This window comes from Pseudomonas sp. Irchel 3H9 (genome assembly GCF_900187495.1).
GTDB lineage: Bacteria > Pseudomonadota > Gammaproteobacteria > Pseudomonadales > Pseudomonadaceae > Aquipseudomonas > Aquipseudomonas sivasensis.
The window spans coordinates 515,115-527,785 of the sequence record NZ_FYDK01000004.1 but is presented as its reverse complement, the minus strand read 5'-3'; the positions used below and the strand labels follow the sequence as shown (position 1 = coordinate 527,785).

Here is a 12,671-nt window from a genome sequence, read left to right as displayed (position 1 = left end):
GGCCTGCCAAACACAGGAGTTCGCCTGTTCTTAGGTGGCAAGTGAGCTTTTTGTGATCAGCCTGCTTGTGGGTGGCAAGAAAGCTTTTTGTGGTGAGCGGGCTTGCCCCGCGCTGGGCTGCGAAGCGGCCCCATCAAGAACACCGCGTTTCGTCAGGTAGATCGCGCTGGCAGGTTTTGGGGCTGCTTCGCAGCCCAGCGCGGGGCAAGCCCGCTCACCACAAAAGCCACTGCTCACCATAAGAAGCCTGCTCACTACAGAAACCTGCACACCAGAGAAACCTGCTCCTTACAAAAACCTGCTCACCAGGGAAGTCTGCCAAACACAGGAGTTCGCCCCTCTTCTTCATAGCCACGCCGCATCCCACAACGAATAATCCCCCACCCGCTCCACCAGACCGGCTCGTAAAGGGTTGGCAATGATGTAACGCGTGGCAGGCAAGCTTTTTTTGTGGTGAGCGGGCTTGCCCCGCGCTGGGCTGCGAAGCGGCCCCATCAAGAACACCGCGTTTCGTCAGATAGATCGCGCCGGCAGGTTTTAGGGCTGCTTCGCAGCCCAGCGCGGGGCAAGCCCGCTCACCACAAAAGCCACTGCTCACTGTAAGAAGCCTGCTCACTACAAAAACCACTCAATAAGAAGCCTGCTCACTACAGAAACCTGCTCACCAGAGAAGCCTGCCCACCACAAAAACCTGCTCACCAGGGAAGTCTGCCAAACACAGGAATTCTCCCCTCTTATTCATAGCCACGCCGCATCCCACAACGAATAATCCCCCACGCGCTCCACCAGGCCAGCTCGTAAAGGGTTGGCAATGATGTAACGCGCCATCTTGCGAAGATCATCGTCCGCACGCACTGCCCTATCGTGATAGCCGGGTTGCCAAACACGCTCTTTACTTTGACGACGCTGGTTAATGACCAGCGTACTGCGCGACTTAATACGTCGCACCACGTCTGCCAACGCCTTTTGCTTCAACTCAAACAACCAGTGAATGTGGTCAGGCATGACGACCCAGGCCAGTGAATCGACCAGTCCCAGTTCATGAGCCTGCCGGAATTCGGCAACCAGCAGGCGACCCAGGTAAAGGTCAGTGAATAAGCGCTGGCGCTGATGAACCACGGCGGTGATGAGGTAGCTGCGACCGTGTTCCGAGTAACGGCCGTGACGCAGACGGTGTGATTGAGGTGTGGTGCGCATCCGCTGCTCTACGTGAAATGCCTGAAGAGCCTTAACGCTAGCGCGCCGCAGGGGACGAGCCACTGTCACTTGTTGACCACATGTAACCCTGTGGGTCAGGCATACCGGCGCGTCGCAAGAGACACAGCCAAGTGAGCCCAAAAACCAACTATTGCGGAGACAGAAATACAGTCATACGATGACTGATCACAAACATAACAATAAGGCTCACTCGTGAATAAACCCCTCCTCATGGCCGCCGCCATTGCCTGCGGACTCAGTGCACACGCCAACGCTGCGACCTTCGCGTACATTTCCAGCCCCGGCGATGGCTTGATTTCCCAATACCGGCTGGACGAGAGCAACGGCGCGTTGAGCCTGGTTGATCAGGTAACAGCCGGTGATCAGGTCAACCCGATGGCCCTGAGCCCCGACGGTAAAACCTTGTATGCCGCGCTGCGGGTCAAGCCGTTTCAAGTGCAGAGCTTCAGTATTGATCCAGCCAGCGGGCGGTTGACGCCACGCTCCAAGGCCCCGCTGGCAGAAAGCATGGCCTACCTGGCCACCGACCGCGCCGGACGTTATCTGCTCGCGGCCTCTTATGGGGCCGACACCCTCAGTGTGCAGCCCGTCGATAAGCCCGAGCCGATCCTCACCTACAAGACCGGCCCTCACGCGCACTCCCTGCGCACCGACCCCAGCAATCGCTTTGCCTACGCCGGCAACTTGGGCAACGACCACGTGCTGCAATATCGCTTCGAGGCAAACACCGGCGCACTCACGCCAATCGGCACCGGCTACGTGAGCGTGCCGGCCAACACCGGGCCTCGGCACTTGGCGTTTTCAGCCAACGGTAAATACCTGTATGTGGTCGGCGAAATGAGCGGCACCGTCACTGCATTTTCCATTGACGACAGCACCGGCGCGCTGACGCAGATCGGCGTAGCCAACGGCATTCCCGCGCGTTTGAAACTGGCCCACGGCGAAGTGCGGGACGCGCGCAACAATGATTTGAAGGACGACCCGACGCCACGCATCTGGGCCGCCGACCTGCGTTTGTCCCCAGATGGCACCCTACTGCTGATGAGCGAGCGCACCAGCAGCTCGGTGTCGGCGTTTGCGGTGGATGCGGCTACGGGTGGCCTGACGTTTCTCGACAACTACCCGGTCGAAGAGAAACAACCGCGCAATATCGCCTTCTCTCCCAATGGCCAATGGTTGCTGGTGACCGGCGAGAAAAGCGACAAGGTCGGTACCTACGCGGTCAGCGGCGCAGGTGCGTTGAAGCGCGTGGGTGAGGCGGCTTCAGGCAAAGGTGCGCTGTGGATTGAAGTCCTGCGCACCGCAGCCAAATAGCACTCAGCTCAAACGAAACCGCGCGGTGTTGTCACTCAACGCCTGGCTGCCCTTGCTCAAGGTGTCCGCCGCCCGGTTGACCGCTCGCGCGCCATCCAGCAAACGTCCTGCCGCCTGATCGACTTGCTGGATGTTGCCGCTCACTTCGTCCGCCGTCGCCGCTTGCTCTTCCACCGCTGTGGCGATCTGCGCCAGGGTGTCGGTGACGTTCTGCACCGCGCCGGCAATCTCGCCCAAGCGCGTGCCCAGGCCGGTGACGGACTCGGCGTCGGTCAATGCTTGCTCGCACGCAGCGCCCATCAGCGTAACGGCCTGGCTCACGGTCGCGCGCAGGCTGTCGACGGTGCCGGCGATCTGCGCCGTGGAGGCCTGGGTGCGTTGGGACAGACTGCGCACTTCATCGGCCACCACCGCAAAGCCCCTGCCCTGCTCGCCGGCGCGGGCCGCTTCGATGGCCGCGTTGAGTGCGAGCAGGTTGGTCTGCTCGGCAATGCCGCGAATGGTGTCGACCACCGACTGAATCTGCTGCCCCTGCTGACTGACTTGCTGCAAAGCATCAGCCGTATCGGTAAGGCGTTGGTTGAGTTGCTGGATGCTGGCCGTGGTGCGTTGGCTGTCGCGGCTGCTGTCTTCGGCGATGCGTCGTGTTTGCTGGGCACTGCCCGACGCTTGTTCACAGCTTCTGGCGACGCCCATGGACGTCGCGGCCAACTGCGTAGCGGCGGCGGCGATCTGGCTGATTTGATGCTGCTGGTCTTCGACTTCGCTGAGGGTACTGCCCGATTGCGAATTGAGGGTGAGGACCGCTGAGCCGAGCTGCTGGGTTTCGTGGTTGACCCCCAACAGGCTGGTGCGCAGTTGCACCACCGCCACGTTCAGCGCGGTGCTGATCAGTGCCAGCTCGTCCCGCCCTTCCACCGCCACTTCGACGCACAGGTTACCGTCGCGCAAGGATTCGGCCAGGGTGGTGATGCCTCTTGCGCTGCGCTGTATGGAGGCTTGCAGGCACATGAACAGGTACAGCGCGGCCAGGGCCAGCACGCCGAAGGTCATCGCCAGAGGAATGAAGCGTTCGTTCGCGTTGCGGTGGTAGTAGCTCAAGCGCTCGTCCAGGGAGGTCAGCGACTGCACGCGCAGTGCGCTGAGCGAACCGAGCATGGCGTCGACACTGCGCTCGAAACCGGCGGTATCGAGCTTGATGGTGCCGCCGAAGACGCCGTCGTCCAGCACTTTAAGCTCGTTATCCAACAGTTGCAGGCTGTTGTCGTACTGCGCAGTCCAGGGCTCCATGCCGTCGAATTGCTTGGCCTTGAGCGCAGCCGCCGCCTTGGCCAACTGGTCGCGCGCGTCGCCAATGCGGCTGCGCAGGTCGCGCATCTGCAAACGGCTTTGCAAGGTGAACTGCCCCGAAGCAATGGACGACTGCCCGACGCCCGCCATACGACCGATACGCTCGATCAAGTCTGGCGTCTGCTGTGTGCCCATCTGCATGAGCATGTAGGTTTCCAGCCAGGGATCGAGGATCAGCCCGGCGTCCAGGGTGATCTGTTCGCGCAGGGTTTGCATAGCGCTCAGCGCCGAGGTGAAACGGTCGTAGCCATCCGGCCACCAACCCACAGTGCGCAGCGAAGCGGAGTCCATGCCTTTGACGGTGGCCTGCAACGCCTCGTAGCGCGCGAGGATGTCGGCGCTGGCGTTCTGCGCTTTGAGCTCATCGCCCAAGGCTTGCAGGCTTTGCTGGATCAGCGGGAAATTCGTATCGACCTTGTCCATCGCCGCCTTCGCCGCCGGCGTCGGCGCGTGCAGGATGTCCGCCGCTTTCCAACGCGCAGCCAGGTTGCGCTGAGCCGTCAATTGACCGTCCAGTGCATCCAGGGCCAACAGTTGGCGCACGCCGGACTGCTCGGTGGAAATAACGCCTAATTTATCGCGATAGTCCTGGCCGATCATCCAGAGGCTCCCAGCCAGGGGCAGCATGAACAGGAAAAACAACACTTGGAATTTGCGCGCAAACCCCATACGTCCGAGCAGGCGGATACCGGGTGATAACAAGCTGTGCATGTCCGACTACTCCCTCAAACAACCCACGTGGTGCACGGTGGGCCAAGCCGTGAAATGACTAACGGCAAAGTGCCATGTCATTGATTAGCTTGGCTCTAGCAAGATACGGGCCGCTGAACAACAGCCCTGAAACAGGGCGGGCGGCACGCTTTTGGAGCCGATGGAGTGCTCGAAAATGGGGCAAAAGCACTCAGTGTTGGCAAGACTGCTGTAACCGCCGGAGACGACTGGCCCAGGTGCAGTCCAGAACACCTTTATTCACAGGCATCCTATCGGCCGCAAACCAGCCAAACTTGAAGGGCGCCGCGCTTTATGTGAGAGGCAGTGAGCAATGACTATTTGGCCTGCATGTAGCGACTGAAGTTCTTGATGTGATCGTCCAGATTGTCCTCAAGCATCAACCGATACTGATCACAAAAATACTTGAGCATCGCCTCGCGCTCCTCGGCCATGTGCTCACCGGACTTGAAGTTGCGTGCGCACGCCCAGGCGTTGAACCGCGTCGTGCCGAACATCATTGAAGCGCTGACTTGGCCGAGGTCTTCGAAGGTTTTCAGTTGTTCGTTCGACAGTTCGATGTGCGCGTCGGCGCGATCGTAGAAGGCGTGGTCGGTAGCGTCTGCCATTGCGGGGTTCCTGATTTATCACGGTTGAATGGGTGTGTATCAAGCCAGCAGTGTGAGCATCCACCGGATCTGCTGGCTAATCTCTTGGAGCTTCGCCTCGGGCACCGCCTGCGCACGCTCAAAGGCAGCCAAGGTCTTCTGCCTCAGGCGTAACGCGCGCTGCCACTTGGCCAAAAACACCGGGCTACGGGCCTGCATCAGTAACGGGCCGAAGAACAGTTGTTCGGCGGTATACACCACAGGGTCTGCGCGCTCAGCGACGATGATTTCGTAGTAAAAGCGGTTTTCATGCAACAGCTCTTCGCTGACGATGCGATAGCCATTGCGCATTAACCAAAGGCGCAGCGGTTGCTCACCGCCATTGGGTTGCAGGATCAGCCGCTCAGCGCCGCTCAGATGAGCTTTGCCGGCCTCAAGGATGTCGCGGATCGTCTCGCCGCCCATGCCGCAGAGGCTGATGGCTGTAATGCCGTCACGCGCTTCGATGGCCGCCAAGCCATCGGCCAGGCGCACAGTAATCTGCTGCTCCAGGCCATTGTCACGCACGGTCCGTTCGGCTGCCTGGAACGGTGTGGTCGCGACCTCTCCCGCCAGCGCCGCGTCGATCACGCCGCGGCGCACTAACGCCACCGGCAGATAGGCATGGTCCGAGCCGATATCGGCCAGACGCGCGCCATTCGGCACATGCGCTGCCACGCGCTCCAGGCGCATGGACAAGGTGTGTTCGTTCAACCTGTGTTCCTTATCATTCCCCGGAAAATCGATCCCGGCTGTTAGTCAGATGCAACACCATGGCGGCGCGTGCGGCGTCCGGATCCTGGCGTTTGATCGCATTGAAAATCGCCTCATGCTCCAGGTTCGCCAATTGCCCGAGTTTGGCAAAGTCCGCCCCGCCACGTTCGTCCACCTTCACCTGAGTGCGCGGAATCATCGCATTACCCAGGTGCAACATGATTTCGGTGAAGAAGGTATTGCCGGTGGCTTCGGCGATCTGTTGGTGGAAGCGTTTGTCCTCTTCCACGCAGCTGTCGTTGTTGGCGAGAGAGGCCTGGTAGTCGTCCAGTGCTTCGCGCATGCGTGCCAGTTGAGCATCGGTGCGACGCAGTGCAGCCAGCGCCACCGCTTGCACCTCCAGGCCCAGGCGCAGTTCCAACATGTTGCGCACGCTGGCGACCGTGTCCACATGCAGGCGCAAGCCTTGTTGGGCGCTCTGCTCCAGCACAAAGGTGCCGATGCCGTGACGCGTCTCTACCAGCCCCGAAGCCTGCAACTTGGAGAGCGCCTCGCGCACCACCGTCCGACTGACGCCATGCTCCAGCACGATGGTGGATTCCGACGGCAGCTTTTCGCCGGGTTTCAACTGGCCGAGCAGGATGCGCTGGGTCAGGGCGTCGACCACGCCCTGGGCCAGGTTGGTGGAGCGTTTACGCACGGGGGTTGGGGTTTCATTGGGCATTACTGCAAGTCCACGGGGTTGGGCTGGAGCGAGCTTAACACCCAGACAAAGGACGCCGCCGAGGTTGATTGAAAAACCATCCAACTTGTATGACAACCAATCTGATGACGGGATCGCGCCACGGTGACCGGCACCTTAGATACGGAGTCATTTCAACCCCTCCAACCGGTAAAAATCCCAATAAACATTGGCTAATAACAAAAAAATCATTCCAGCAACGACCTTATAAACACAAAAACATCAATCACTGGATTGCGAATTCCAGAAATCAACTTGTATGATGTCTATCAACAAAACACGCAAACCCGCATAAAAATAATCAGGGGGAGTTTTGAATTGTGAACAATTCAAGCCATGCATCTGCCGCTCCACACAGTGATCCGGTCCTCGCGCGCGCCGTGCGCAAAGTGAAGAGCCATGTGCTCCCACTGTTCGTGATCATGTTCATCCTCAACTATATCGACCGGGTCAATATCGGCTTTGTGCGCACGCACATGGAGCACGACTTGGGCATCGGCGCAGCGGCCTATGGGTTCGGTGCCGGGCTGTTCTTCATCGGTTATGCCCTGTTCGAAGTGCCCTCCAACATGCTGCTGCAAAAGGTCGGCGCGCGTATCTGGCTGACCCGCATCATGTTCACCTGGGGCATCGTCGCGACGATGATGGCCTTCATCCAAAACGAAACCCACTTCTACATCCTGCGCTTTCTGCTGGGCGTGGCCGAAGCTGGCTTCTTCCCTGGAGTGATCTACTACTTCACACGCTGGTTGCCGGGCGCGGAGCGCGGTAAAGCCATTGCGATTTTCCTCAGCGGCTCGGCGGTGGCCTCGTTGATCTCTGGCCCGCTGTCGGGTGTGCTATTGCAGATCGAAGGCTTTGGCTTCCACGGCTGGCAATGGATGTTCGCCATCGAAGGCCTGGCCTCGGTGGTGATCGGTTTCTTCGTGTGGTTCTGGCTGGACTCCAAGCCCCACGACGCCAAATGGATGACTCGCGAAGAACAGGACGCACTGGTCGGCGCCATCGACGAGGAGCAACGCCAGCGTGAGGCGCTGACCAGCGTCAAACCGACCCTTGGCAAGCTGCTCAAGGACCGCCAGATCCTGCTGTTCTGCGCCCTGTACTTCTGCATCCAACTGACCATTTACGCGGCGACATTCTGGCTGCCGAGCATCATCAAAAAGATGGGCGACTTGAGTGATGTGCAGGTGGGCTTCTTCAACTCGATTCCGTGGCTGATCTCGATCATCGCCATGTATGCCTTCGCATCGCTGTCGGGCAAGTTCAAGTTCCAACAGGCCTGGGTCGCGGCGGCACTGTTGATTGCAGCGGCCGGCATGTTCATGTCCACCACCGGCGGGCCAGTGTTTGCCTTTGTGGCGATCTGCTTTGCGGCCATCGGGTTCAAGTCGGCGTCTTCGCTGTTCTGGCCGATCCCCCAGGGTTATCTGGATGTACGCATTGCCGCTGCCGTGATCGCGCTAATCAACTCCATCGGCAACCTGGGCGGCTTCGTTGCGCCGACCACTTTCGGCTTTCTGGAGCAGACCACCGGCTCGATCCAAGGCGGCCTCTACGGCCTGGCCGGTACCTCAGTGCTGGCGGCGATCCTGGTGTTTTTCGCCAAGACCGCGCCCTCTGCCCCATTGACGTCGCCAGGCGTGGCGCCAACCGGCGCGGCCCTCAGCAAACCTCTTTGAGCCTCTTTAGGAATTTGCCATGAATACTCCAGTCGTCACCCACTTCCAGGTCATCCCCGTCGCCGGCCACGACAGCATGCTGCTCAACCTCAGCGGCGCCCACGGGCCGTTTTTTACCCGCAACATCGTGATTCTCAAGGACAGCTCGGGCAACACCGGCGTTGGTGAAGTGCCCGGTGGCGAACGCATCCGCGAAACCCTGGAAGACGCCCGCAGCCTGGTGATCGGCCAACCCATCGGCCAATACCAACGCATCCTCAACCAAATGCGCAGCACGTTTGCCTCGCGGGATTCGGCTGGCCGTGGCCTGCAGACCTTTGACCTGCGCATCACCATCCATGCCGTCACCGCGATGGAGGCCGCCCTGCTCGACCTGCTGGGGCAGTTCCTCGAAGTGCCGGTGGCCGCATTGCTCGGCGAGGGCCAGCAGCGTGACGCGGTGAAGATGCTCGGCTATCTGTTCTATGTGGGCGACCGCAACGCCACCGACCTGGCCTACCGCAACGAGGCCGACAGTGACGACGAGTGGTTCCGCCTGCGCCATGAAAAAGCCCTGACGGCCGAAGCCGTGGTGCGCCTGGCCGAAGCCGCCAAAGCCAAATACGGCTTTAACGACTTCAAACTCAAGGGCGGCGTTTTAAGCGGCGACGAAGAAATCGAAGCCGTCACCGCCCTCGCCGAACGCTTCCCCGATGCACGCATCACGCTGGACCCGAACGGCGCCTGGTCGCTCAAAGAAGCCATCCGCCTATGCCGCGATCAACACCACGTGCTCGCCTACGCCGAAGACCCCTGCGGCGCCGAAAATGGTTACTCGGGCCGCGAAGTCATGGCTGAATTCCGTCGCGCCACGGGCCTGAAAACCGCCACCAACATGATCGCCACCGACTGGCGCGAAATGGGCCACGCGATCCAGTTGCAATCGGTGGACATCCCCCTGGCCGATCCACACTTCTGGACGATGCAGGGGTCCGTGCGCGTGGCGCAGATGTGTAACGACTGGGGCCTGACTTGGGGATCGCACTCCAACAACCACTTCGACATTTCCCTGGCGATGTTCACCCAAGTGGCCGCCGCCGCACCGGGCGACATCACCGCCATCGACACCCACTGGATCTGGCAGGACGGCCAACGCCTGACCAAGGAGCCGCTGAAAATCGAAGGCGGTTATGTGAAGGTGCCGGCCAAGCCTGGCCTGGGCGTGGACATCGACATGGACGCCGTGGCCAAGGCCCACGAGGTGTACAAAGGCATGGGCCTTGGCGCACGGGATGACAGCGTGGCGATGCAATTTTTGATTCCGGGGTGGAGTTTTAACAACAAGCAGCCTTGCCTGGTGCGCTGAAGAGCTGGGTTCTAAGGGAGGCCCGACCTCCAAAACACAATCAATCCAATGTGGGAGGGGGCTTGCTCCCGATTGCGGTGTGTCAGCCAGAAATGTATCGACTTAAACTCCGCTATCGGGAGCAAGCCCCCTCCCACAGGGGGCCTCGGTGTTTTCAGGGTTGTGGTCGCTCGCTAAACCACGTGGCAGGGTTTACCGGCCGCAGCCCGCTTTGCTCTGGCGGTTTTCGTGCTTGCCACCGCCGCAATCGGCTGCACCGTCAGTTCCACGCCTAACGACAGCATCAGTTTCTGAATCGTCTCATAGCGCGTTTTAGAACCGCCTTTCAGCGTTTTATACAGGCTCTCGCGATTTCCCCCCGCCGCCTACGGGCGCACGAACGCAAGCACCCGCTCCAGCATTCGGTCACAGGCCTCCAGTTGTTCCACGCTGATAAATTCATCCGGCTTATGCCCCTGCTCCATGCTGCCCGGCCCGCACACCACGGTGGGAATGCCAGCTTGATCAAACAACCCGCCCTCGGTGCCAAACGCAACCGTGCCGAAGTCTCGCGAGCCACAAAACTGCGCGATCCATCCGGCGGCCTGGCTGTCCAGAGAAGTCGCCAGCCCCGGGTAGCTGGACAGCTCGCTGATACTGATCGCGCACTGCCCGTTCACCGCCTGCATCGCGGGCAGCAGAGTCTGTTCGGCATAGGCGCGTAACTGCTGCGCCACCTGCCAGGGATCCTGGGCCGGCAGCGCGCGCACTTCAAAATCAAACGTGCAATTCTGCGGGACGATATTCAACGCCTTGCCGCCGTTGACCAGTCCGGTCTGAACCGTGGAAAACGGCGGATCAAAACGTTCATCCAGATGCCGCGGTGCCTTGAGTGACTCGCCGAGCCGCACCAGCTCACCGATCAACCGCGCGGCATATTCGATGGCATTCACCCCGGACGGCGCATACGCCGAATGGCAGGCCGCGCCATGCACGTCACAACGCATCGCCAACTTGCCCTTGTGGCCGAGCACCGGCTTGAGTTCGGTGGGTTCGCCGATCACACACAGCAACGGCTTGACCGCCTGCCCATGAAAACGCTCAAGCAACGAACGCACGCCGAGGCAACCCACCTCTTCGTCATAGGACAGCGCGATATGCACCGGCATACGCAGCGGCGCCTGTACCAACGCCGGCACCAACGCCAACACGCAGGCGATATAGCCCTTCATATCGGCGGTACCACGCCCGTACAACTTGCCGCCTTTCTCCGTCAGCTCGAACGGCGCCACGCTCCAGCGCTGGCCGTCCACCGGCACCACATCGGTATGCCCGGACAACACGATGCCGGGCACATCAGCCGGGCCGATGGTCGCCAGCAGGTTGGCCTTGCTCTTGTGTTCGTTGTAGACCAGCTCGCAGGTCACACCGTGGTCCTGCAAATAGGTGCGAACACAGTCGATCAAGGCCAGGTTGGATTCGCGACTGGTGGTGTCGAAGCGCACCAGTTGCGCCAGCAGGTCGCGACTGCTGGTCATCGGTCATCCCCTGGTACCGCATAGCAGGGAGCAATGTGCGGGTTGAGGGCGCGGTCGATGTAGTCCTGCAATTGCGGGCGATAGGCCTGCCAGAGTTTGTCGAGCGTGCCGATAGGGTCTTTATCCGCCCAATCGACGCGCAGGTTGACGATGGGCCAGAGCACGTCGTCGACCACCAGCAGCGCCGCCGAATGCACTGGCCCCGCCTCGCCGCCTTCAGCCACCGCCGTGTGCATCGCCGCCAGCAGTCGGTCGGCAAGGTGCCCCGAGGCCTGTTCGAAAGCCCGCACCATGGCGTCAATCACGCCTGGATTGGCCAGCATATTCCCCGCCGCCACACACTGTTCACCACTGGCCGCCGCGTGAATCCCCAAGGTCTGCGCACCGCTGAAGTGCGCGGTGCGGCCTTGGCGGTCAATCACCGTCACCTGGCGATAATCACTGTGCTCCTGCCCTGCGAACACTGCCGTCAGCGCCTCACTCGGCGCCATGCCCTGCTCCAATAAATCCAGCACTTGCGGCCCCAGGCTCGGCAAGGTGATGTTCTGCGACGCTACCGCGCCCACACCCGCACGCAGCCAGGGGCAACGCGCCCCCACGGCAATGCTCGACGAGCTGATCGCAATGCCCAACTGGCCGGTCTCGGCGCAGCGGGCGACAACGGAAAAGGTCATGGGGCGTTCCTCAATCGAGTACCGAGGGGTCGACGTCGATCATCATTTGCTTCATTTCTTCAAAATGCCGACGTGAGAAATCCGCGATGCCTTCCCAGCTCCGCGCAGTTTTCTCCGCCACTTCATCGGACAACAACCGCAGCGGCTGCCCGGTGGACCAGGCCGTCACGAGGATCTGGCAAGAGCGTTCCAGGGTCCAGATATCGTCAAAGGCTTCACCGATGGACGCAGCGGTCACCATCACGCCGTGGTTACCCATCAACAGCCGGGTTTTGCCATCAAGCAGGCCGGCCAGGCGCGCGCCTTCCGCCTCCGTATCGGCCATGCCGCCGTAGAGTTCATCCACCGCCACGCGGTTGAAATAGCGTGCGGTGTTCTGGTCGATCGGCGGGATATGCGGCGTGGCCAGGCACGCCACCGCGGTGGTGTACACCGGGTGCAAATGCAGCACGGCGCGGGTGTGCGGCAGCAGCCGATGGATCTGCCCATGGATCGACCAGGCCGTCGAATCCACATTTTGGTTGTCGGCACAGGCGGGATCGTCCGCGTTCAACAACACCAGGTCGCTGGCGCGAATACGCGAGAAGTGCTTCCACTTCGGGTTGAGCAAAAACTGTTTGCCATCGGCCGACACCGCGGCGCTGAAGTGGTTGGCCACCGCTTCATGCATGCCTAGGTGGGCGATGATGCGAAAGGTCGCCGCCAGGTCGATGCGTGTCTGTTCTTCGAGGGATAACGCCATGGATCGGACTCCTCAGAG

General features: G+C 60.8%; 11 protein-coding genes and 2 pseudogenes. 3 read left to right on the top strand and 10 right to left on the bottom strand.

The window, feature by feature from the left end:
- Window positions 1–345: 345 nt before the first annotated feature.
- A pseudogene (locus CKW32_RS28870) lies at window positions 346–432 on the bottom strand (transposase); the annotation flags it as partial.
- Between the two features lie 306 nt (window positions 433–738).
- A complete protein-coding gene (locus tag CKW32_RS17600) occupies window positions 739–1,197 on the bottom strand; it encodes a transposase (protein ID WP_095185535.1) in 459 nt (152 codons plus the stop codon).
- A 213-nt stretch (window positions 1,198–1,410) separates the two neighbouring features.
- Here CKW32_RS17600 and CKW32_RS17595 point away from each other — a divergent pair, with 213 nt between their 5' ends.
- Complete coding sequence (locus CKW32_RS17595; RefSeq protein WP_095185534.1) at window positions 1,411–2,532, top strand: lactonase family protein; 1,122 nt, start codon at window positions 1,411–1,413, stop codon at window positions 2,530–2,532.
- A gap of 3 nt (window positions 2,533–2,535) precedes the next feature.
- On the opposite strand, the gene CKW32_RS28865 is transcribed toward CKW32_RS17595, so the two are convergent.
- From CKW32_RS28865 to CKW32_RS17575, 4 genes are all read right to left on the bottom strand, one after another.
- The gene (locus tag CKW32_RS28865) at window positions 2,536–3,228 is read right to left on the bottom strand and encodes a methyl-accepting chemotaxis protein (RefSeq protein WP_371854012.1); all 693 of its coding nucleotides are present in this window, start codon (window positions 3,226–3,228) and stop codon (window positions 2,536–2,538) included.
- 1,700 nt (window positions 3,229–4,928) lie between these two features.
- Window positions 4,929–5,219 (bottom strand): DUF3144 domain-containing protein, encoded by a 291-nt coding sequence (locus CKW32_RS17585; protein WP_032885886.1) that lies wholly within the window; start codon window positions 5,217–5,219, stop codon window positions 4,929–4,931.
- 39 nt (window positions 5,220–5,258) lie between these two features.
- A complete protein-coding gene (locus tag CKW32_RS17580; protein WP_032885887.1) occupies window positions 5,259–5,951 on the bottom strand; it encodes a tRNA (adenine(22)-N(1))-methyltransferase TrmK in 693 nt (230 codons plus the stop codon).
- 13 nt (window positions 5,952–5,964) lie between these two features.
- A complete protein-coding gene (locus tag CKW32_RS17575) occupies window positions 5,965–6,675 on the bottom strand; it encodes a FadR/GntR family transcriptional regulator (RefSeq protein ID WP_095185533.1) in 711 nt (236 codons plus the stop codon).
- A gap of 338 nt (window positions 6,676–7,013) precedes the next feature.
- Here CKW32_RS17575 and CKW32_RS17570 point away from each other — a divergent pair, with 338 nt between their 5' ends.
- Entirely contained in the window at window positions 7,014–8,375 is a 1,362-nt protein-coding gene (locus tag CKW32_RS17570) for an MFS transporter (RefSeq protein WP_095185532.1), read from the top strand.
- A 19-nt stretch (window positions 8,376–8,394) separates the two neighbouring features.
- Window positions 8,395–9,720: a glucarate dehydratase gene (gene gudD / locus CKW32_RS17565; protein WP_095185531.1), complete on the top strand. Its 1,326-nt coding sequence runs from the start codon at window positions 8,395–8,397 to the stop codon at window positions 9,718–9,720.
- A 173-nt stretch (window positions 9,721–9,893) separates the two neighbouring features.
- Here the strand turns inward: gudD and CKW32_RS28630 are convergent.
- The 4 genes and pseudogenes from CKW32_RS28630 to CKW32_RS17545 form a co-directional block, all read right to left on the bottom strand.
- Window positions 9,894–10,085, bottom strand: a pseudogene (locus CKW32_RS28630) (putative addiction module antidote protein); the annotation flags it as partial.
- Window positions 10,086–11,237: an acetylornithine deacetylase gene (argE, locus tag CKW32_RS17555; protein WP_032885892.1), complete on the bottom strand. Its 1,152-nt coding sequence runs from the start codon at window positions 11,235–11,237 to the stop codon at window positions 10,086–10,088.
- On the bottom strand, window positions 11,234–11,911 hold the full coding sequence (locus CKW32_RS17550) for a DUF1028 domain-containing protein (protein WP_095185530.1): 678 nt from the start codon (window positions 11,909–11,911) through the stop codon (window positions 11,234–11,236). Before CKW32_RS17550 ends, argE begins: the two co-directional genes overlap by 4 nt.
- Before the next feature lie 10 nt (window positions 11,912–11,921).
- Window positions 11,922–12,653 (bottom strand): class II aldolase and adducin N-terminal domain-containing protein, encoded by a 732-nt coding sequence (locus CKW32_RS17545; RefSeq protein WP_095185529.1) that lies wholly within the window; start codon window positions 12,651–12,653, stop codon window positions 11,922–11,924.
- Window positions 12,654–12,671 lie beyond the last annotated feature (18 nt).